Annotated in this window: 15 protein-coding genes and 1 pseudogene; 7 read left to right on the top strand and 9 right to left on the bottom strand. The window is 66.0% G+C overall.

Features of this window, described 5'->3' with window-relative positions; all coding sequences use genetic code 11:
* Nucleotides 1-17: 17 nt before the first annotated feature.
* From ACVJ19_RS16910 to ACVJ19_RS16950, 9 genes are read right to left on the bottom strand one after another with little or no spacing between them, the layout of a single operon-like run.
* Nucleotides 18-995 carry an ABC transporter permease gene (locus ACVJ19_RS16910; protein ID WP_080139777.1) on the bottom strand — a complete coding sequence of 326 codons (978 nt, stop codon included), beginning with the start codon at nt 993-995 and terminating at the stop codon, nt 18-20.
* Nucleotides 992-1,942, bottom strand: coding sequence for an ABC transporter permease (locus tag ACVJ19_RS16915; protein ID WP_453950182.1), 951 nt, complete (start codon nt 1,940-1,942; stop codon nt 992-994). The genes ACVJ19_RS16910 and ACVJ19_RS16915 overlap by 4 nt, the downstream gene beginning before the upstream one ends.
* On the bottom strand, nt 1,935-3,458 hold the full coding sequence (locus tag ACVJ19_RS16920; protein WP_453950183.1) for a sugar ABC transporter ATP-binding protein: 1,524 nt from the start codon (nt 3,456-3,458) through the stop codon (nt 1,935-1,937). Before ACVJ19_RS16920 ends, ACVJ19_RS16915 begins: the two co-directional genes overlap by 8 nt.
* Nucleotides 3,455-4,849: an FAD-linked oxidase C-terminal domain-containing protein gene (locus ACVJ19_RS16925; RefSeq protein WP_453950184.1), complete on the bottom strand. Its 1,395-nt coding sequence runs from the start codon at nt 4,847-4,849 to the stop codon at nt 3,455-3,457. The genes ACVJ19_RS16920 and ACVJ19_RS16925 overlap by 4 nt, the downstream gene beginning before the upstream one ends.
* 55 nt (nt 4,850-4,904) lie before the next feature.
* Nucleotides 4,905-5,789 carry an intradiol ring-cleavage dioxygenase gene (locus tag ACVJ19_RS16930; RefSeq protein ID WP_453950185.1) on the bottom strand — a complete coding sequence of 295 codons (885 nt, stop codon included), beginning with the start codon at nt 5,787-5,789 and terminating at the stop codon, nt 4,905-4,907.
* Nucleotides 5,790-5,804: 15 nt separating this feature from the next.
* Nucleotides 5,805-6,707: an NAD(P)-dependent oxidoreductase gene (locus ACVJ19_RS16935; RefSeq protein ID WP_453950186.1), complete on the bottom strand. Its 903-nt coding sequence runs from the start codon at nt 6,705-6,707 to the stop codon at nt 5,805-5,807.
* A gap of 21 nt (nt 6,708-6,728) precedes the next feature.
* Entirely contained in the window at nt 6,729-8,093 is a 1,365-nt protein-coding gene (locus ACVJ19_RS16940) for an amidohydrolase family protein (protein WP_453950187.1), read from the bottom strand.
* 4 nt (nt 8,094-8,097) lie between these two features.
* Entirely contained in the window at nt 8,098-9,177 is a 1,080-nt protein-coding gene (locus ACVJ19_RS16945; RefSeq protein WP_453950188.1) for a maleylacetate reductase, read from the bottom strand.
* The gene (locus ACVJ19_RS16950; protein WP_453950189.1) at nt 9,174-9,497 is read right to left on the bottom strand and encodes a Dabb family protein; all 324 of its coding nucleotides are present in this window, start codon (nt 9,495-9,497) and stop codon (nt 9,174-9,176) included. Before ACVJ19_RS16950 ends, ACVJ19_RS16945 begins: the two co-directional genes overlap by 4 nt.
* Before the next feature lie 107 nt (nt 9,498-9,604).
* Between ACVJ19_RS16950 and ACVJ19_RS16955 the strand changes: the two are divergent.
* The 7 genes and pseudogenes from ACVJ19_RS16955 (at nt 9,605) to ACVJ19_RS16985 (ending at nt 18,072) form a co-directional block, all read left to right on the top strand.
* Nucleotides 9,605-10,529, top strand: a pseudogene (locus ACVJ19_RS16955) (LysR family transcriptional regulator).
* A 13-nt stretch (nt 10,530-10,542) separates the two neighbouring features.
* Entirely contained in the window at nt 10,543-11,988 is a 1,446-nt protein-coding gene (gene xylB / locus ACVJ19_RS16960; RefSeq protein WP_453950191.1) for a xylulokinase, read from the top strand.
* A gap of 131 nt (nt 11,989-12,119) precedes the next feature.
* Nucleotides 12,120-13,643, top strand: a complete 1,524-nt coding sequence (locus tag ACVJ19_RS16965) for a sugar ABC transporter ATP-binding protein (RefSeq protein WP_453950192.1) — start codon at nt 12,120-12,122, stop codon at nt 13,641-13,643.
* A complete protein-coding gene (locus ACVJ19_RS16970) occupies nt 13,636-14,676 on the top strand; it encodes an ABC transporter permease subunit (RefSeq protein ID WP_453950193.1) in 1,041 nt (346 codons plus the stop codon). Before ACVJ19_RS16965 ends, ACVJ19_RS16970 begins: the two co-directional genes overlap by 8 nt.
* Before the next feature lie 99 nt (nt 14,677-14,775).
* Complete coding sequence (locus ACVJ19_RS16975; RefSeq protein WP_453950194.1) at nt 14,776-15,723, top strand: ABC transporter substrate-binding protein; 948 nt, start codon at nt 14,776-14,778, stop codon at nt 15,721-15,723.
* Between the two features lie 125 nt (nt 15,724-15,848).
* Nucleotides 15,849-16,316, top strand: a complete 468-nt coding sequence (locus tag ACVJ19_RS16980) for a MarR family winged helix-turn-helix transcriptional regulator (RefSeq protein ID WP_211405049.1) — start codon at nt 15,849-15,851, stop codon at nt 16,314-16,316.
* Nucleotides 16,317-16,362: 46 nt separating this feature from the next.
* Complete coding sequence (locus ACVJ19_RS16985) at nt 16,363-18,072, top strand: FAD-dependent oxidoreductase (protein ID WP_453950195.1); 1,710 nt, start codon at nt 16,363-16,365, stop codon at nt 18,070-18,072.
* Nucleotides 18,073-18,127 lie beyond the last annotated feature (55 nt).

Genomic DNA, 18,127 nt, shown 5'->3' on the forward strand with positions numbered 1-18,127 from the left:
TGTTGGACTTCAAAAACTCATTGCGCGCGGCGACGGGTCTTCATGTCGAGCCAGACCGCGAGAATGACGATGATGCCTGTCACCAGCGGCTGCCAGTTGGCGCTGACCGACAAGAGGTTCATGCCGTTCAGCACCAGCGTCAGGATCAGCGCGCCGATGAAGGTGCCGAACACAGTGCCGACGCCGCCGAACAGCGAGGTGCCGCCGATCAGCACGGCCGCGATCGCCGGCAGCGTCAGGCTTTCGCCGATGTCGGCCTCGGCCGAATTGAGGCGCGACAGGAAGATGATCGAGGCGAGCCCCGCCATGGTTCCGGAGACGGCGTAGACCAGCAGCAGGCGGCGCGCGACCGGAATGCCGGAAAGACGGGCCGCAACCGGATTGGCGCCGATCGCATAGATCTCCTGGCCCCAGATCGTCCGTTGCGCGAACAGCGTTCCGATGCCCAGGAACACCAGCAGCAGATAGACCGGGATGGGCAGGCCGAACAGATAGCCACTGCCGATCTGGCGGAAGCCTGCGGGGAAGCCATGCAGGGTCTCGCCCGCCATGTACCAATAGGTGAGGCCGTTCAGCACCCAGAGCATGCCGTAGGTGGCGATGAAGGAGGGGATGCGCAGCGCCGTGACCATGATGCCGTTGAGCAGGCCGACGATGCCGCCGCAGGCAAGCCCGGTGAGGATGCCGAGTGCCGGCGAGCCGGTCTTGTGGATCACGGTGCCGGCGATGCAGGCCGACAGCGCGACATTGGCGCCGACGGAGAGATCGAGGCCCGCGGTCAGCACCACCAGCGTCAGGCCGGAGGCGATGAAGAAGGTCAGGCTCGCCTGCCGGAGCACATTGAGGATGTTGCCGAGGCTCAGGAAGGAATCGCTGAGCACGGCGAGCACCGCGCAAATCAAGAGGGCTGCGAGCAGGCGATAGAACACCTGGATCGCATCCTGCGACAGGAACGAGCGGGGCGGCATCATCGCCTCTTTGCTGATGTCGGTCATGCGCGGCTCCGGAGGCCGTCGAGGAACAGGGCAACGATGACGAGGACGCCGACGCTTGCGACCTGCACCGAGGACGGCAGCGAGATCAGGTTCAGCCCGTTGCGCAGCACGCCGACGGAGAGGACGCCGAGGAGCGTGCCGAGCAGCCAGCCATTGCCGCGCTCGAACGAGGTGCCGCCGACGGCCACCGCAGCAATCGCATCGAATTCGAGGCCAAGGCCCGCGGTGGGGTGGCCGGAGTTCATTCGCGCGGTCATTAGCAGGCCCGCGATGCCGGCCATGGCGCCGCCGATCGCATAGACCGCGATCAGCAGCTTGTTCGGCGAGAGGCCGGCATAGCGCAGCGCCTCGCGATTTCCCCCGAGCGCAAAGATGTAGGTGCCGAAGCGGGTGTGATAGAGCAGGCCGTGGAACGCCGCATAGGTCACCAGCGCCATCACGATCGGCACGGGCACGCCGAGCAGCGTCGCCGAATAGATGTCGCGCACGCTGTGGGGGATGCCGACCACGCTCTGGCCGTCGCTGACGATCAGCGACAGGCCCTGTGCCATGCCGAGCGTGCCGAGCGTCGCGACGAAGGGCGGGATGCCGAGGATTGCGACCAGCCAGCCATTGGCGACGCCGAAAGCGGCGCCGACCAGAAGGCCAGCGCCAAGGCCGAGCAGCATCGACTTGGTCGCGAGCGAGACGATGGCGACGCACAGCGACGTCAGCGTCAGCACCGCGCCCATCGACAAATCGAGCCCCTCGGTCATGATGATCAATGTCATCGGCAGCGCGAGCATGGTCAGGATGGTCGACTGCACCAGCACGTTGGAGAGATTGGCGACCGACAGGAAACCGGGCGCGATCGCGCTGAACAGCGCGATCAGCAACACCAGTACGATGGCAACGCCGGGAATCCGTTGCAGCGGATTGGGCTCTGAGACGACCGCGGCTTCACGCATGATGCATCCCCAGTCGCACGATGTTCTCCTCGGTCAGTTCGTTGCGTGTCAGGTGCCCGGCGATGCGCCCCTCGCGCATCACATAAGCGCGGTCGCAGACATGGCAGATCTCGACCTGCTCGGACGAGATCATCAGGGCCGCCGCGCCTTCCGCCACCAGGCGGTCGATCAGGGCAAAAATCTCCGACTTGGCGCCGATGTCGATGCCGCGGGTTGGCTCGTCGAAGATGAAGAGTTTTGAGCCGGCAGCGAGCCACTTGCCGATCACGACCTTCTGCTGATTGCCGCCCGAGAGCAGGCCGACAGTCTGCCGCGCGCTGGGCGTCGCGATGCGCAGCTGCCGGATCAGGCCATCGGAGGTGCGTTGCGCGCTGCGCTGGTCGAACAGGCCGCTCGGGAACAGCTTTCGCAATGCCGACACCACGAGGTTGTCGCTTACGGAACGAAGCAGAGCGAGGCCCTCGCTCTTGCGGTTCTCCGGGATCAGCGCGATGCCGCGGCGGGCGGCCAGATCCGGCTCGCCCGAGATGGTCTTGCCGTCGAAGATGATCTCGCCTGATGTCACGGGATCGGCGCCGAAGATGGCGCGCGCAACCTCGCTGCGGCCGGAGCCGACTAGGCCGCACAGGCCGACGATCTCACCCCGGCGCACCTCGATGTTGATGTCGGCGATGCCGGTCGCGGCGGAGAGGCCTTTGACCTCGAGCAGCAATTCGCCCGGCTTGTCGGCGAAATTCCGGGGATAGGTCATGTCGACGTTGCGGCCGACCATCATGCGGACGAGCTGGTCCGGCGTGACGTCGGCGGGCTTGACGCCGTCGATGCGCCGTCCGTCGCGCAGCACCGTGATACGGTCGCCGAGCGCGAACACCTCGGCCATGCGGTGCGAGATGTAGACGATCGAGACGCCGTCCGCCTTCAGTCGCGCGATCAGCGCGAACAGCAGCTCGGTCTCGCGGTCGGATAGCGCCGCGGTCGGCTCGTCCATGACGAGGATGCGGGCATTCTGGCTGATGGCTTTTGCGATCTCGACCATCTGCTGCTGGGCGACGCCGAGCTTGTCGACGGTGGTGGAGGGATCGATGTCGAAGCCGATCGTGTCGAGCACGCGCCTGGCATCGGCCAGGATCCGGCGGCGGTCGATGGTGCCGGGAATGCGGCCCTTCGGCTCGCGCCCGAGGAAGATGTTCTGGGCGATGTCGAGATAGGGGACCAGTGAGAATTCCTGGAAGATCACGGCAATGCCGAGCTTCTGCGCATCCGCGGTCGAGGAGATCGCGACCTTCTCGCCTTTGTAGAAGAACTCGCCGGCATCGGCGCGATAGGCGCCGCACAGCACCTTCATCAGGCTCGACTTGCCGGCGCCGTTCTCGCCCAGCAGCATATGGACTTCGCCGGGGTAGACGGCAAAGGACACGTCATCCAGCGCCTTGACGCCGGGAAACTCCTTGCTGATGCCGCGCAGCTCCAGGAGCGCGACAGGCGAGGTGACTTCGATCGGGAGCGCGTCGCTCATGCCTTGGCTCCGCTCGCAAAGATCTTTCCGGGGTTCATCAGTCCATCAGGGTCGAGCGCGGTCTTGATCTGCCGCATCACGTCGACGGCTTCGCCGAGCTCATCGGCGAGATAGTCGATCTTGCCGAGCCCGATGCCGTGTTCACCGGTGCAGGTGCCGTCCATGGCAATGGCGCGGGCGACCATGCGAGCCTGCAGCGCCTTGGCGCCTTCGGCCTCCTCGGCCTTCGCCGGGTCGATCAGGATCAGCATGTGGAAATTGCCGTCGCCGACATGGCCGACGATCGGCGCGGTGAAGCCGTGCTCGTCCGCGTCGCGCCGCGTTTCGGTCAGGCATTCCGCCAGCCGCGAGATCGGCACGCAGACGTCAGTAATCACCGCGCGTGCGCCGGGCCGCAGGCCGAGGCCGGCATAGAGCGTGTTGTCGCGGGCGTGCCAGAGCCGGCTGCGGTCTTCCGGCGCCTTGGCCCAGGCAAAGCCGTGTCCGCCATGGTCGGCGGCGATCGCCTGCGCGGCCTCGGCCTGTTCGGCGACGGAGGCTTCCGAGCCATGGAACTCGAAGAAAAGAGTGGGAGCCTCGCGATAGCCAAGCTTGGCGTAGGCGTTGATGCCGCGCATCATGACATCGTCGAGCAGCTCGATGCGCGCCACGGGGATCGCGGACTGGATCACGGAGATCGCGGTGTCGACGGCATCGTGCAGGGTGTCGAAGCTGCAGACGGCCGCCGAGATCGCCTGCGGCACGGGGTGCACCTTCAACGTGATCTCGGTGATGACGCCGAGCGTGCCTTCCGCACCGACGAACATGCGTGTCAAATCATAGCCGGCGGCCGACTTCCGTGCGCGCTTGGCGGTCCGGATGACGCGGCCGTCGGCCAGCACCACCTCCAGCGCCATGACATTGTCCTTCATGGTGCCGTAGCGCACGGCCATGGTGCCGGAGGCGCGCGTCGACGTCATGCCGCCGATCGAGGCGTCGGCGCCGGGATCGATCGGAAAGAACAGGCCGGTATTGCGCAGTTCGGCATTGAGCTGCTTGCGGGTGATGCCAGGCTGCACCACGACATCCATGTCGCTGTCGTGCACCGCCAGCACCTTGTTCATGCGCGCGAAATCGAAGCAGACGCCACCCGCGACCGCCGCAGCATTGCCTTCGAGCGAGGTCCCGGCGCCGAACGGGACGATCGGCATTCCTGCGCTCGCGCACAGCTTCACGATATCGGCCACCTCCTGCGTGGTTTCAGGAAAGACGACGATGTCAGGCGGCAAATTGCGATAGTGCGACTCGCTCTGCCCATGCTGATCGAGCACGCCGCGCGCAACGCTCGCGCGCGGGCCGATCATGCCGGTGAGGCGATCGGCCAATGTTGCCGTATTGACCCGCGGTCCCATCCTTGTTTCCCCGTCTGCTCCCTGTTGCCGGACTCTTGTTGGTCCTTCGTTTAGCCTAGGCGGCCCTTGCGTTGCTCGCGAGCTGCTTCAGCCCGAAATCGTAGTTGAGATGAAAATAGTCGCTGTCCACCATGCGACCATCCGGCGCACGGCCAGCGGGATGCTTCGTGAACTCGCGGATCAGGCTGTCCTTGACGCCGAACACCACGTCAGAGTCGAGATACTGGTCGCCGGCAACGAACACGTGCGTGACGAGCTGCTCGAAGCCGGGCGCAGAGATCATGAAATGCACATGTGCCGGTCGCCAGGGATGGCGCCCCTGCACCTCCAGCATCTCGCCGACCGGGCCGTCATGCGGGATCGGATAGGCGGCCGGCTTGATCGACCAGAAATGGAAGCGGCCGTTGCTGTCGGTATGGAAACGCGCGCGCATCGCGAGATCGCCGATCTGGTCGAGCTGCTGCACGTCGTAATAGCCGTCATCGTCGGAGTGCCAGACGTCGACGATGGCGCCTGCGAGTGGCTTTCCGTCCACGGTCGAGACCGAGCCGGTGACCAGCATCGGATCGCCTTCCATCGGGCCGGAGATATCGGCGCCGCTGTCCTTCTCCGGCGCGGCTTGGACGAAGAACGGCCCGAGTACCGTGGTCTCGGTCGCGCCTTCCGGCACCGGATGGTTGATGGCGTCGACCAGCATGGAGACACCGAGCGTGTCCGACAGCAGGATGAACTCCTGGCGCTTGTCGTCGCACATGTGCCCGGTACGGGTCAGGAAGTCGATGCCAAACTCCCATTCCTTCTGCGTCGGCCGGACCTCGCGGACGAAGGCGTGCAAGTGCCGCACCAGCGCCTCGCTGACCTCTTTGATGCGTGGATCGGTTGCGCCCGCGATCCGCTCCAGCACCGCGTCCGTGATCGTGTTCTCGTTGAAGTTACGCATGAGTGTCTCCGTTGATCACAGCTTCGGCTCGCCGAGGCCGGACAGCCGCTCGAGATGCTTGACGGTCGCAATGAAGTCGGTGTCGCCGTCGCCCTGTGCGACCAGCGCGCCATAGGTCTCGCGCACCTGGGCTGCGAGCTGCAGCGGCACGCCGACGGCGTGGCCGGCGCCCAGGATCAGGTCGAGGTCTTTGGCCATCTGCTTGCAGGAGAAGGTCGACTCGAAGTCGCGCGTACGGAGCGGTGCAGTCTTGTACTTGACCATGGGGGAAGCCACCGCGCTGTCGTCGAGCACCTTCAAGATATCCTGCCAGGCGATGCCGCCCTTGCGCGCCAGCGCCAGGCTCTCCGCCATCATCGCGGCCGACACCGCGATCATCAGATTGACCGAGAGTTTTGCGTAGCGGGCCTCCTCGGCGGGCCCGAGATAGGTCTGGGCACGGGTGAAGGCGGCGAACAGCGGCTTTGTGTTCTCGAAGGCATCCTTCGGTCCTGACACGAAGCAGGTCAAGGCGCCGGTATGAACGATGCTGGCATTGCCGGAGACCGGCGCACGGAGATAGTCGATGCCGCGCGCCTGTGCTGCGGCCGAAACTTCGGTGGACGCCTCGACGCTCACGGTGCTGGTCTCGATCAGGACGGCTCCGGTCGTCATCGCGGCAATGAGGCCGGTCGGGCCGAGCAACGCACCGCGCAAGGCTGCGTCATCGGGCAGCGACGTGATCACCGCGGCCTTGCCGCTCACGGCCTCGGCGGGCGAGGCGGCGATCGCAATTCCCTGCGCGCGCGCCTCGCTGGTTCGCGCCGCGCTCTGGTCGAACGCGGTGACGGCGTAGCCAGCCTTGGCGACGAGCAAGGACATCGGCAGGCCCATCTTGCCGATCCCGATGAAAGCGACGTTCTTCGAAGCATCTGTCATTGTTGTTGTCCGTTGGCGCCTTCAGGCGGCGCGTCCTTGTCGTTCGATATCCTGCACCAGCCGCCGGCCGGATTGCGCCAACAGCTCCTTCTTCGCCTCCAGCCCCTCGATCAGCAGCCGGCCGTTCCGTTTCTTCCAGGCGCCGCCGATCATGACGGACTCGATATTGGCGAGACTCGTCTGCATCACCACGGTCGCGACCGGATCGTGCACCGGGAAGAGATTGAGATCGGAGGCGTTGATGACGACGAGGTCGGCAAGCTTGCCCGGTGTCAGCGATCCGATCTGGTGTTCGCGGCCGAGCATGCGGGCGCCTTCCGTCGTGATCCAACGCAGCGCCTCGCGCACGGGGATCGTGGTCGTTGCCGGAATGGTGCCGCTCACTTTGCGCGACTCCGCATTGTCGAGCGCCCGCTGCATCGACAGCGCAACGCGCGCGACGGAAAGGAGATCACCGGCCAGCACCGATTCGAGATCGATGCCGATGGTCGGCCGCACGCCGCGCTTGAGCAGCCGTCCGGTGATCGGAAAGCCATGGCCCTGGATCATCTCGTTCTCCGGCGTGACCGAGAAGGACACGCCGAGGTCGATCATCCGATCCAGCAGTTCGTCCGGCAGGTCGTTGCCATGGACGATGTTGATGCCCGCTCCGACGAGGCCCGCCTCGATCAGCCTCTCCCAGCCGCCGGGCGTCTTGGCCGGTCCGCCGCCCTGATGCATGGAGGCGATCAGGTTCAGCTCCCGCGCCAGGCGGAAATCGTGCATGGCGACGTCGAGCGTCGAATAATGCGGGCCGAGAATGGCGAGCCCGAGCGTGACGAGGCCGTCGCGGTCGGCGAGGGGACCCGCCAGCAGCCGCTCGACCTCGCGGCGCGGATGCGGCACTTCCGAGAAATGCGGCTCGCCCGGTTTCGGCTCCGGTTTGGGCGAGCCGTGGAAGAAGGCGGCGCGAATGCCGCTCTCGATCAGACCGCGCACGGCGGCGTCGGTGTGCGCAGGCGTCGGATTGTTGTGACACCAGTCGACCAGCGTGGTGACGCCGTGGTTGATCTGGTTCAGCGCGCCGACGAGCGTCGCGATATGGATGTCTTCGGGCCGGAACACGGTCGCGAGACCGGCATGCATGCGGCGGAAATATTCCAGCAGCGTCCAGTTCGCGGCAAAGCCGCGCAGGCCCGTCTGCCAGGTGTGCATATGCGCGTTGATCAGACCGGGGATGACGATGCGGCCCGTGCCGTCGACGATCTCCGTGTCGGCCGCGACGTCGATCGACGGCCGCACATCGGCGATCCGGCTGCCCTCGACCAGCACGTCGCCGGTGCCGAGGTCGCCGATCGCGTCATCCATGCTGATGACGGTGGCCGATCTGATCAGCGTGCGCCGCATCGCCTCAGGCCGCCGCTTTGACGGCGCCCGGCGGCTCGCCGGCCCAGGCGCGCGCAATCAGGTCGCGGATGGCGTCCCGCTCGAGCGGACGCGGATTCCAATAGGCGTTGGTGACGGCAAGATCGGCCGCCTTGTCGATGCCGCTTTCGGGCATGCCGATATCGCGCAGCGCGAGCTTCGCGCCCAGCCGTTTTGCAAGCTCGAAAAGTCCTTGCGATGCATCGGCAGCGCCGATCGCGCGCGAGATGCGCGTCATCGCATCGGGCACGGCCGGTGCGTTGTAGGCGAGCGCATGCGGCAGCACGATGGTGTGGGTTTCCGCGTGCGGCAGGTCAAAAGTGCCGCCGAGCGTATGACAGAGCTTGTGATGCAGCGCCATGCCGACGGTGCCGAGGCAGACGCCGCACAACCAGGCGCCGTAAAGGGCTTCGGTCCGCGCCTCGCGGTCGTCGCTCTTGGCGGCGATGGCGGGGAGGGCGCGCGCCAACGCGCGGATGCCTTCTTCCGCCATCAGCGACGTCACGGGATTGGCATCGCGCGCGTAGAGCGCTTCCACCGCATGGGCGATCGCGTTGATGCCCGATGTCGCGGCGAGACTTGCAGGCAGCGTCAGGGTGAGGTCGACGTCGTAGATGACGGTCTCCGGCAGTATCGCCGCGTCGCGCACCGTGGTCTTCAGGCCGTTCTCGGTCTGGCCGACGATCGGCGTCATCTCCGAGCCGGCATAGGTGGTGGGGATGCAGAGCTGGTTGACGCCGGTGCGCAAGGCCAGCGCCTTGCCGAGGCCGGTGGTCGATCCTCCGCCGAGTGAGACGACGCAGTCGGCCTCGCACGCCTTCATCGCCGCGAGCGCGCGCTCCGTGACATCGACCGGCGTGTGCATGGTGGCGCCGGGAAAGATGCCGGCATAGAGCGGGCCGAGCGCTGCGCCCAGGCTCTTGCCCTGGGCCTCCTGCTGCGGCGTCGTCAGCACCAGCGCGCGCTGGCCGCCAAGCCGTTCGACCTCGGCTTTCGCGCTAGCCAAGGTTCCGCTGCCGAACACGACGCGGCAGGGTAGGTTTTCAAAGGTGAACGAACCGATCATGCGCCGGTCTCTTTGATGGGATAATCGACCTGGAAACGTCCGATCCGCAAGTCGCCGAGCGCCTCGCGCACGCGCAAATGTTCGGGGTGATTGGCATAGGCCGCCAGTGCGGCCTGGTCGGTGAACTCGGAGAACAGCACCACGTCGCAGGCGTAGTCGACGGCGCTGACGTCCATGCCGACCTCGATATGGGTGAGGCCGTCGATCCGGCCCTTGAGGCCCTCGAACAGGGACTTGACCTTGATCCGGGCGGCGGACCGCTCCTCGGGGGTCTCCCCACGCAGCCGCCACATCACGATGTGCCTGATCGGGCCCGACATTTCCTGATTTCCTCGCCTGCCATTGTACTTTGTTGGCGTCATTTTGCCTTGCAGAAATCGGAATTAAAGGTCAAAATTTGTAAGTCTCTTTTCCTGTTTCCGCAAAAATGGACCGGCTGCTCCAACTCGAAGTCTTCTCCAAAACCGCCGAGCTCGGCAGCCTGTCCAAGGCCGCCGAAATGCTGCGGATGTCGAACGCGGCCGCCAGCCGCCATCTCAGTGCGCTGGAGGAGCGCCTTGCGGTCCGGTTGATCGAGCGCAACACGCGCCGGCAATGGCTGACCGAGGCCGGACAGGAGCTGCTGCAGCGCTGCAGCACGCTGCTGAACGAGCTCGCCGAGGCCGAAGACGCCGTCTCAGACCGCGCGCTGTCGCCGAAGGGGATGCTGCGCGTGACGTCATCGCTGTCTTTCGCGATGATCTATCTCGCGCCGATGCTGCCCGCCCTTCCGCGCGCTCTATCCTGATCTCAGCGTGCAGATCATCAGCGCGAACCGCTATCTGGACTTCATCGAGGCTGGCATCGACGTCGCGATCCGCACGCGCGAGCACGAGCCGGATTCCAACATCATCGTCCGCCGCATCGGCCAGATGCACCGCGTGCTGGCGGCTGCCCCGTCATATCTGGAGAAGCACGGCCTGCCGGAGCACCCCGCCGATCTCGCCCACCACAACATGCTGATCTACAACCTTGCCAACGATCCTTATTCGCTGCGGCTGAGCAAGGGCAGCACGACGCAGACCATCCGGATCGCACCGACGCTCGACAGCAATGACGGCCAGATCATCTGCGGCGCCGCGCGCGCCGGGCTCGGCATCCTGATCCAGCCGCTCTACATCGTGCAGAGCGACATCGCGGCAGGCCGGCTGGTGCCTGTCCTGAGAGACTGGGAGCTGCCGCTGCTCACCATGAACATCGCCTATCAAAACCGCGTCCGGCTGCCCGCCAAGATCAGGGTCTTTTCCGACTTCCTGGTCACCTATATCCGCGAGCATTCAGAGCCGGGGATATGGATCGACGCGACGAAGTAGACGGGAAGCATCCATGTATCTCGGCATCGATCTCGGTACCTCGGCGGTCAAGACCGTTCTCGTCGACGATACGCAGCGCGTGATTGCAAGCGAGAGCCGGCCGCTCGCGACTGCCTCGCCGCAATCGGGCTATTACGAGCAGGACCCCGCGCAGTGGATCGATGCGACCTTTGCCACACTGGACGCCCTGAAGGCGTCGCACGCCGAGGCGCTGGCGGCGGTCCGGGGCATCGGACTGTCCGGCCAGATGCACGGCGCTACGCTGCTCGATGCGAGCTCGAGACCCTTGCGGCCTTGCATCCTCTGGAACGACGGCCGCTCTGCCACTGAGTGCCGTATCCTGGAGCAGCGCTGGCCCGCCTTGCGTGCGGTGACGGGCAACAAGGCGATGGCTGGATTCACCGCGCCGAAGCTGCTCTGGATCGCGACGCACGAGCCGGAGATCTTTGCGGCGACGAAACTCGTTCTGCTTCCGAAGGCCTATTTGCGCCTGGTGCTATCAGGTGAGGCCATCGAGGATGTCTCGGACGCATCGGGATCGCTGTGGCTCGACGCCGCGCGCCGGGACTGGTCGGACGCAGCGCTCACAGCGACCGGCCTGTCGCGCGATCACATGCTGCGTCTGGTCGAGGGATGCGCGCCGGCAACGATGCTGCGCAGAGAGCTCGCGCGGCGCTGGGGCATGGCCAGACCGCCGATCATCGCGGGCGGCGCCGGCGACAATCCGGCTGGCGCCGTCGGTATCGGCGCGATCGAGCCGGGAACCGCATTCGTATCGCTGGGAACCTCCGGTGCCTTGCTGGCGCCGACCAACAGGATAGCCGCCAACCCCGATCGCGTCGTGCACACGTTCTGCCACGCCATTCCCGGCATGTGGATTCAAGCCGGCGCGATCCTCTCGGCCGCCTCCTGCCTCGCCTGGGCCGCTCGCCTGTTCGGCGTCACCGAAGCCGAGTTGCTGGCGCCGCTTGGAGCGCGCCCGCAGGCGCCGTCGCCGGTGAGCTTTCTGCCGTATCTCGCGGGTGAGCGGACGCCCCACGACGATCCCGCCGTGCGGGGCATGCTCGATGGTCTGAGCCACGGCACCGATCGCGGCACGATCGTTCAGGCGGTGCTCGAGGGCGTTGCCTTCGCACTTGCCGATTGCCGCGACGCGCTCACGGATGCCGGCATCGTGATTGCGGAAGCCGATGTCATTGGCGGCGGTTCGCGGTCCCCGTTCTGGCTCGCGGTGCTGGCCAACGTGCTGAACATTCCGATCCATCGCTTCGCCGGAGGCGAGACCGGCGCGGCGTTCGGTGCGGCAAGATTGGGGCGGCTTGCTGTCACGGGTGAGGCAATCGCCGCCGTGTGCACGCGGCCGCAGCGCATCGAGACGTTTGAACCCGACGCTGGACTGGCCGATGCCTATGCCGCGCGGCTTCCCGCCTGGCGAGAACTGTATCGGCCGCGCCACTAGCCTCGCCTTGATGCTGCATTCCCGTGTGTTCGGTATTGCCCTGGCTTGCGGCCTTTTGTTTAATGCGTGAACCGCGCGGACAAGAATGATTGAGACGCGGGTGGGAAACGCATTGTGCGCCGGGAGGCACGATGAACGATCCGATCCTCGAGATGCGCGGGGTCTCAAAGACCTTCTTTGGCATCAAGGCGCTGCGTGCCGTCGATCTCACCGTCTATGCCGGGGAAATTCATGCGCTGATGGGTGAGAACGGCGCCGGCAAATCGACGCTGATGAAGATCCTGTCCGGCGCCTACAGGCCCGATCCCGGCGGCGAGATCCGCATCGAGGGCAGTCCGGTGCGGATCGAAGGTCCACTCGGCGGGCGCGCCGCGGGCATCTCCATCATCTACCAGGAGCTGTCGCTGGCTCCCAATCTCAGCGTTGCCGAGAATATTTATCTCGGCCGGGAGATGTCGCGTTCAGGTTTGCTGGCGCGCGGCGCCATGCGCGAGGGCGTCGGCCCCATTCTGAAACGGCTGGGCGCAGACTTCCTGCCGTCGACGCTGGTGGCGCATCTGTCGATGGGCCAGCGGCAATTGGTCGAGATCGCCCGAGCGCTGCATGCCAGATCAAAGATCCTGATCATGGACGAGCCAACCACCTCGTTGTCGGCCGCCGAAAGCGAGCGGCTGTTCGCGCTGGTCCGCCAGCTTCGCTCCGAGGGGCTTGCCATCATCTACATCTCGCATCGCATGGACGAGGTCTACGCGCTCGGTGACCGCGTCACCGTGCTGCGCGACGGCCGGCTGGTCGGGTCGCTCGACAAGCAGGACATCCGCGCCGACACCATCGTGCGGCTGATGGTCGGGCGTGACGTCTCCTCGTTCTACAAGAAGGATCATGATCCGGAGGCGGGGCGGGGACATCCCGTGCTCTCAGCGATCGACATGGCCGACGGCCAGCGCGTCAAGGGTTGCTCGCTCACCGTGCATGCGGGCGAGGTGGTCGGCCTCGCCGGCCTGATCGGCGCCGGACGCACCGAGCTTGCGCATCTCATCATCGGCGCGGCGTCGAAAACCTCCGGCCGGCTCGAGCTGGAGGGACGCCCGGTCGAGATCCGCACGCCGGGCGAGGCGTTGGAGGCCGGGATCGCCTATCTGACCGAGGACAGGAAGGCGCTCGGCCTGTTTCTCGACATGTCGTGCCTCGACAACATCAATCTCGCCGTGCTCGGGCGCGATGCGAAGCTCGGGTGGATCCTGGATCGCGATAAGGCGCGCGAGCGCGCCGACCGGGCCTTCACAGGGCTCAGCATCCGCGCCGCCAATGTTGGCGTGCCCGCCGGCGGCCTGTCCGGCGGCAACCAGCAGAAAGTGCTGCTGTCGCGGCTTCTCGCCATCGCGCCCAAGGTCCTGATCCTCGACGAGCCGACGCGCGGCGTCGACGTCGGCGCCAAGTCCGAGATCTATTCGATCATCGACAATCTGGCCAAGGCCGGCACCGCGATCCTCGTCATCTCGTCCGATCTGCCCGAGATCATCGGCATCTGCGACCGCGTCGTCGTGATGCGTAGCGGGCACATCGCCGGTGAGGTCACCCGCGGCCCGGATTCGCCGCTGACGCAGGAAGACATCATGGCGTTTGCCACGGGGATGGAGCATCTTGATGCCTGACAATGGTGCTTCGGAGGCCAAGGCCGCCCCGACGACGACCAACGGCGCTGCCGCAGAGACAAGGCGCCAGCGGATGCGGATGCTGATCAGCGCACTCGGCATGCTGCCGGTGCTGCTGATCCTCTGCATCGGCTTCCACGTGCTGTCCGAGGGCCGTTTCTTCACCGGGCAAAATCTCGGCATCGTGTTGCAGCAGGCGGCAGTGAACACCGTGCTCGCCGCCGGCATGACCTTCGTCATCCTCACCGGCGGCATCGACCTCTCGGTCGGCTCGATCCTGGCGGCCTCCGCGATGGCCGGATTGACGCTGTCCAAGCTGCCGGAGCTCGGGATGCTGTGGCTGCCGGCTGCGCTGCTCACGGGCCTTGGCTTCGGGGTCGTCAACGGCGCGCTGATTGCGCTGCTCCGCTTGCCGCCCTTCATCGTCACGCTCGGCTCGCTCACCGCGGTGCGCGGCCTGGCGCGGCTGCTCGGCGCCGACACCACCGTGTTCAATCCGTCCATTCCCTATGCCTTCATCGGCAACGGCTCGCTAACGCTCGTTCCCGGCGTCGCGTCGATCCCGTGGCTCTCGGTGATTGCCTTGCTCGTCATCTTCGTTTCATGGCTGGTGTTGCGCCGGACTGTGCTCGGCGTGCACATCTATGCGGTGGGCGGCAATGAAAGCGCGGCGCGGCTTGCCGGCATCAAGGTCTGGGCCGTGCTGATCTTCGTCTACGGCGTCTCCGGACTTTTCGCAGGGCTCGGCGGCGCCATGCAGGCGGCGCGGCTCTATGCGGCCAACGGCCTCCAGCTCGGTCAGTCCTACGAGCTCGATGCGATCACCGCCGTGATCCTCGGCGGCACCTCGTTCGTCGGCGGCATCGGCTCGATCTGGGGCACGCTGGTCGGCGCGTTGATCATCGCCGTGCTCTCGAACGGCCTCATCCTCATCGGTGTCTCCGACATCTGGCAATATGTGATCAAAGGCCTGGTGATCATCGGCGCCGTGGCGCTGGATCGCTACCGGCTGCAAGGCTCCGCCAGAACCTGAAGGTCCGCGGCGCACCCGAGGGCGGATGGCTTGATGCGAGTTCCGTTGCGGCAACTGGTCTGCCGCGTCGGGGACGAAGACAGACCAGGGAGGAAGTCCATGTTGAAGACGATCATGCTTGCCGGCGCCGCGATGGCGCTCGCCCTGACCACCGCACCGTCCTTTGCCAAGGAGCTCAAGTCGATCGGCGTCTCGCTGGGGTCGATGGGCAATCCGTTCTTCGTCGCCTTGTCGAAGGGCGCCGAGTTCGAGGCGAAGAAGACCAATCCCAATGTGAAGATCACGGCGGTCGGCTTCGAATACGATCTCGGCAAGCAGGTCACCCAGATCGACAATTTCATCGCCGCCGGCGTCGACCTGATCCTGCTCAACCCCGGCGATCCCAAGGCGATCGGGCCGGCGATCAAGAAGGCGCAGGCGGCGGGCATCGTCGTCGTCGCCGTCGACACCGCGGCCGAAGGTGCCGATGCCACCGTGACCACGAACAACGTGCAGGCCGGCGAGATCTCCTGCCAGTACATCGTCGACAAGCTGGGCGGCAAGGGCGACGTGGTCATCGAGAACGGGCCGCAGGTCTCCGCGGTGATCGACCGCGTCGTCGGCTGCAAGAACGTCTTCGCGAAGAATCCCGGCATCAAGGTGCTGTCCAGCGATCAGGACGGCAAGGGCTCGCGCGAGGGCGGTCTTACCGTCGCGCAGGGTTATCTGACGCGCTTCCCCAAGATCGACGCCATCTTCGCCATCAACGATCCGCAGGCGATCGGCACCGACCTTGCCGCGCGCCAGCAGAACCGCACGGGCATCGTCATCACCGCGGTGGACGGCGCGCCCGATATCGAGGCGGCGCTGAAGGATCCGCAGTCGCCGCAGATCCAGGCCTCGGCTTCGCAGGACCCGTTCTTCATGGCGCGGCGGGCCGTGCAGGTCGGCGTCGGCATTCTCAATGGCCAGAAGCCGGCCTCGACCGTCGAGCTCCTGCCGTCCAAGCTCGTGACCAGGGACAACATCGCCGAGTACAAGGGCTGGACCTCGGATCGCTCGCAGTAAGACGGCGTTTTCCTCCCGGGAAGCCCGAACACGAGATGACGGGCGGCGTTTCGATCGACGCCGCCCGCGGGCTGGCTGTTGTGTTAGCCTCGCGCGATCTCGATCGGTCGATTCGGAAGCATTCAGTGAAATCCAGGACATCCGGCACCGCGTGGCGGCATGCCAATATCGGTCGCCTGCTCAACAACGCCGTGCGGCGCTTCGAAGGCCGCGTGCTCGAATTGATGAGCGAGCGCGGACACGACGAGACGCGCATCGCGCATGTCAGCCTGACCCGCAATCTCGACGTGGAGGGGACGCGGCTCACCGAGCTCGCCCGCCGCGCCTCCATGAGCAAGCAGGCGATGGGCGAACTGGTCGACCAATGTGCCGAGCTCGGCCTCGTCGATCGCATCGCGGACCCGACCGACCGGCGCGCGCGCATCGTCATGTTCACGCCCGCGGGGCGCAAATGGCTGGATGCGTTTCGGGACGCAGTCGACATCGCCGAGCAGGAAATGCGCGCCGAGCTCGGCAAGGCCGCGATGGATGCGATCCTGAAGGGGCTGGCGGTCTATGGCGCGAAGTTCGACACGCTCGACGATCCCGATTAGTCAGGCTACTTGACGATATCGTCAGGCTACCTTACCATGCAAGATAATGCTGGTAGGGAGAAGCGTCTTGGAAACACGTCTGACGGCCGCGGTGCTCATCGTGGGCGGGGGCCCTTGCGGGCTGATGCTGGCCAACGAGCTTGGCCGCCGCGGCGTGTCCGCGATCCTGGTCGATGAAAAGCCGGGCACGGCATTCAATCCGCAAGCCAATGCGACGCAGGCGCGCTCGATGGAGCATTATCGGCGCCTGGGCTTCGCCGACGAGATCAGGCGCGAAGGTCTGCCCGCGGACTATCCGACCGACGTTGCCTACTTCACGCGCTATAACGGTTACGAGCTGGCGCGCTTTGCATTGCCGTCATCGTCGCGCGCGGGCGAGCTGATCAAGGGCATGTCGGGCTCCTGGAGCGCGGCGGAGCTGCCGCATCGGGTCTCGCAGAAATATGTCGAGGCGGTGCTGCGCCGCCATGCCGAACGGCTCCCCGGCATCAAGCTCAACTACGGTCACCGGCTGATCGGCTACGTCGAAAACAACGACGGCATCGTCGGCGACATCGAATGTCTCGACGATGGCAGCCGCTTCCAGGTCCGGGCCGATTTCCTGGTCGGTGCCGACGGGCCGCGCTCGATGGTCCGGCAATCGCTCGGGATTGCTTACGGCGGCGAGACCGGGACGCAGCGCGATTTCATGGGCGGGCGGATGCTGGCGGTCTATCTTCGTTCGCCGGAGTTCTACGTCAGCATCCCGCACGCCAAGGCGTGGATGTACAATTGCTTCAACGGCGACCGCCGCGCTTTCATGGCATCGGTGAACGGGCGCGACGAATTCGCGTTTCACACGCAGCTTCGGCCGGGCGAAGACGAGGGCGCGATCACGGTCAACGAGGCCACGGCCGCATTCCAGCGTGCCTGCGGCGCGCCGATCGCATGCGAGGTGCTGTCGTTCCTGACCTGGACCGCCGGTCACGCGCTGGTCGCGAATGGGATGCAGCGGGGCAGGGTCTTCCTCGGCGGTGATGCGGCGCATCTGTTCACGCCGACCGGCGGGCTCGGCTACAACACGGCGATCGAGGATGCAGTCAATCTCGGCTGGAAGCTTGCCAGCGTCGTCAATGGCGTGAGCCCGGCGACGCTGCTCGACAGCTACGAGGTCGAGCGGCGACCGGTGGCGCTCCGCAACACCGATTATGCACGGCGCTTTGCCGACTCTCTCGGTCTGTTCGCGCCCGCACCGGAGATCGAGGACGCCACGGACGCCGGCGGCGAGGCGCGGCGGATCGCGGGCGTCTATCTCGAACAGCATGCCCGTGCCGAGTTCAATATCCCCGGCGTCACCTTCGGCGGGCGCTACGACGGCTCGCCGGTCATCGTCTCCGATGGCAGCCAGCCGCCACCGGATGCTGCGAACGTCTACATCCCGAGCGCCTGTCCGGGCGGCCGCGCACCGCATGCCTGGCTGGAGGACAGCGTGTCCCTGTACGACCTGTTCGGGTTCGAATGGACGCTGCTCCAGTTCGGCGAGGTCGCGCCGGCTCGCGCTGCGGTCGCGGAGGCCGCCCGCAAGCTTGGCGTCGACGTGAAGCTCGTCACGCTGCCGGCATCCTTGCGCGACCTCTATGAGGCGGACCTCGCTTTGATACGTCCCGACCAGATCGTGGCATGGCGCGGTGCCGCGTCGCAGGCCGGAAACATCGGGCGTGTCCTTGCTCGCGCGCTCGGGCACGGCGCGAGCGACGACGCGCGGCTGGCAAGCTGAGCAATTTCCGCCGCCGCACCAATGCGGCAGTGCGGCCAATAACAACAAGACGACA

This window comes from Bradyrhizobium sp. USDA 376 (genome assembly GCF_054063675.1).

Bases quoted from the DNA above. Each gene is read 5' to 3' on its own strand.
- ACVJ19_RS16910 (WP_080139777.1), bottom strand. From the start codon at position 995: ATGACCGACATCAGCAAAGAGGCGATGATGCCGCCCCGCTCGTTCCTG.
- ACVJ19_RS16915 (WP_453950182.1), bottom strand. From the start codon at position 1,942: ATGCGTGAAGCCGCGGTCGTCTCAGAGCCCAATCCGCTGCAACGGATT.
- ACVJ19_RS16920 (WP_453950183.1), bottom strand. From the start codon at position 3,458: ATGAGCGACGCGCTCCCGATCGAAGTCACCTCGCCTGTCGCGCTCCTG.
- ACVJ19_RS16925 (WP_453950184.1), bottom strand. From the start codon at position 4,849: ATGGGACCGCGGGTCAATACGGCAACATTGGCCGATCGCCTCACCGGC.
- ACVJ19_RS16930 (WP_453950185.1), bottom strand. From the start codon at position 5,789: ATGCGTAACTTCAACGAGAACACGATCACGGACGCGGTGCTGGAGCGG.
- ACVJ19_RS16935 (WP_453950186.1), bottom strand. From the start codon at position 6,707: ATGACAGATGCTTCGAAGAACGTCGCTTTCATCGGGATCGGCAAGATG.
- ACVJ19_RS16940 (WP_453950187.1), bottom strand. From the start codon at position 8,093: ATGCGGCGCACGCTGATCAGATCGGCCACCGTCATCAGCATGGATGAC.
- ACVJ19_RS16945 (WP_453950188.1), bottom strand. From the start codon at position 9,177: ATGATCGGTTCGTTCACCTTTGAAAACCTACCCTGCCGCGTCGTGTTC.
- ACVJ19_RS16950 (WP_453950189.1), bottom strand. From the start codon at position 9,497: ATGTCGGGCCCGATCAGGCACATCGTGATGTGGCGGCTGCGTGGGGAG.
- xylB (WP_453950191.1), top strand. From the start codon at position 10,543: ATGTATCTCGGCATCGATCTCGGTACCTCGGCGGTCAAGACCGTTCTC.
- ACVJ19_RS16965 (WP_453950192.1), top strand. From the start codon at position 12,120: ATGAACGATCCGATCCTCGAGATGCGCGGGGTCTCAAAGACCTTCTTT.
- ACVJ19_RS16970 (WP_453950193.1), top strand. From the start codon at position 13,636: ATGCCTGACAATGGTGCTTCGGAGGCCAAGGCCGCCCCGACGACGACC.
- ACVJ19_RS16975 (WP_453950194.1), top strand. From the start codon at position 14,776: ATGTTGAAGACGATCATGCTTGCCGGCGCCGCGATGGCGCTCGCCCTG.
- ACVJ19_RS16985 (WP_453950195.1), top strand. From the start codon at position 16,363: ATGCTGGTAGGGAGAAGCGTCTTGGAAACACGTCTGACGGCCGCGGTG.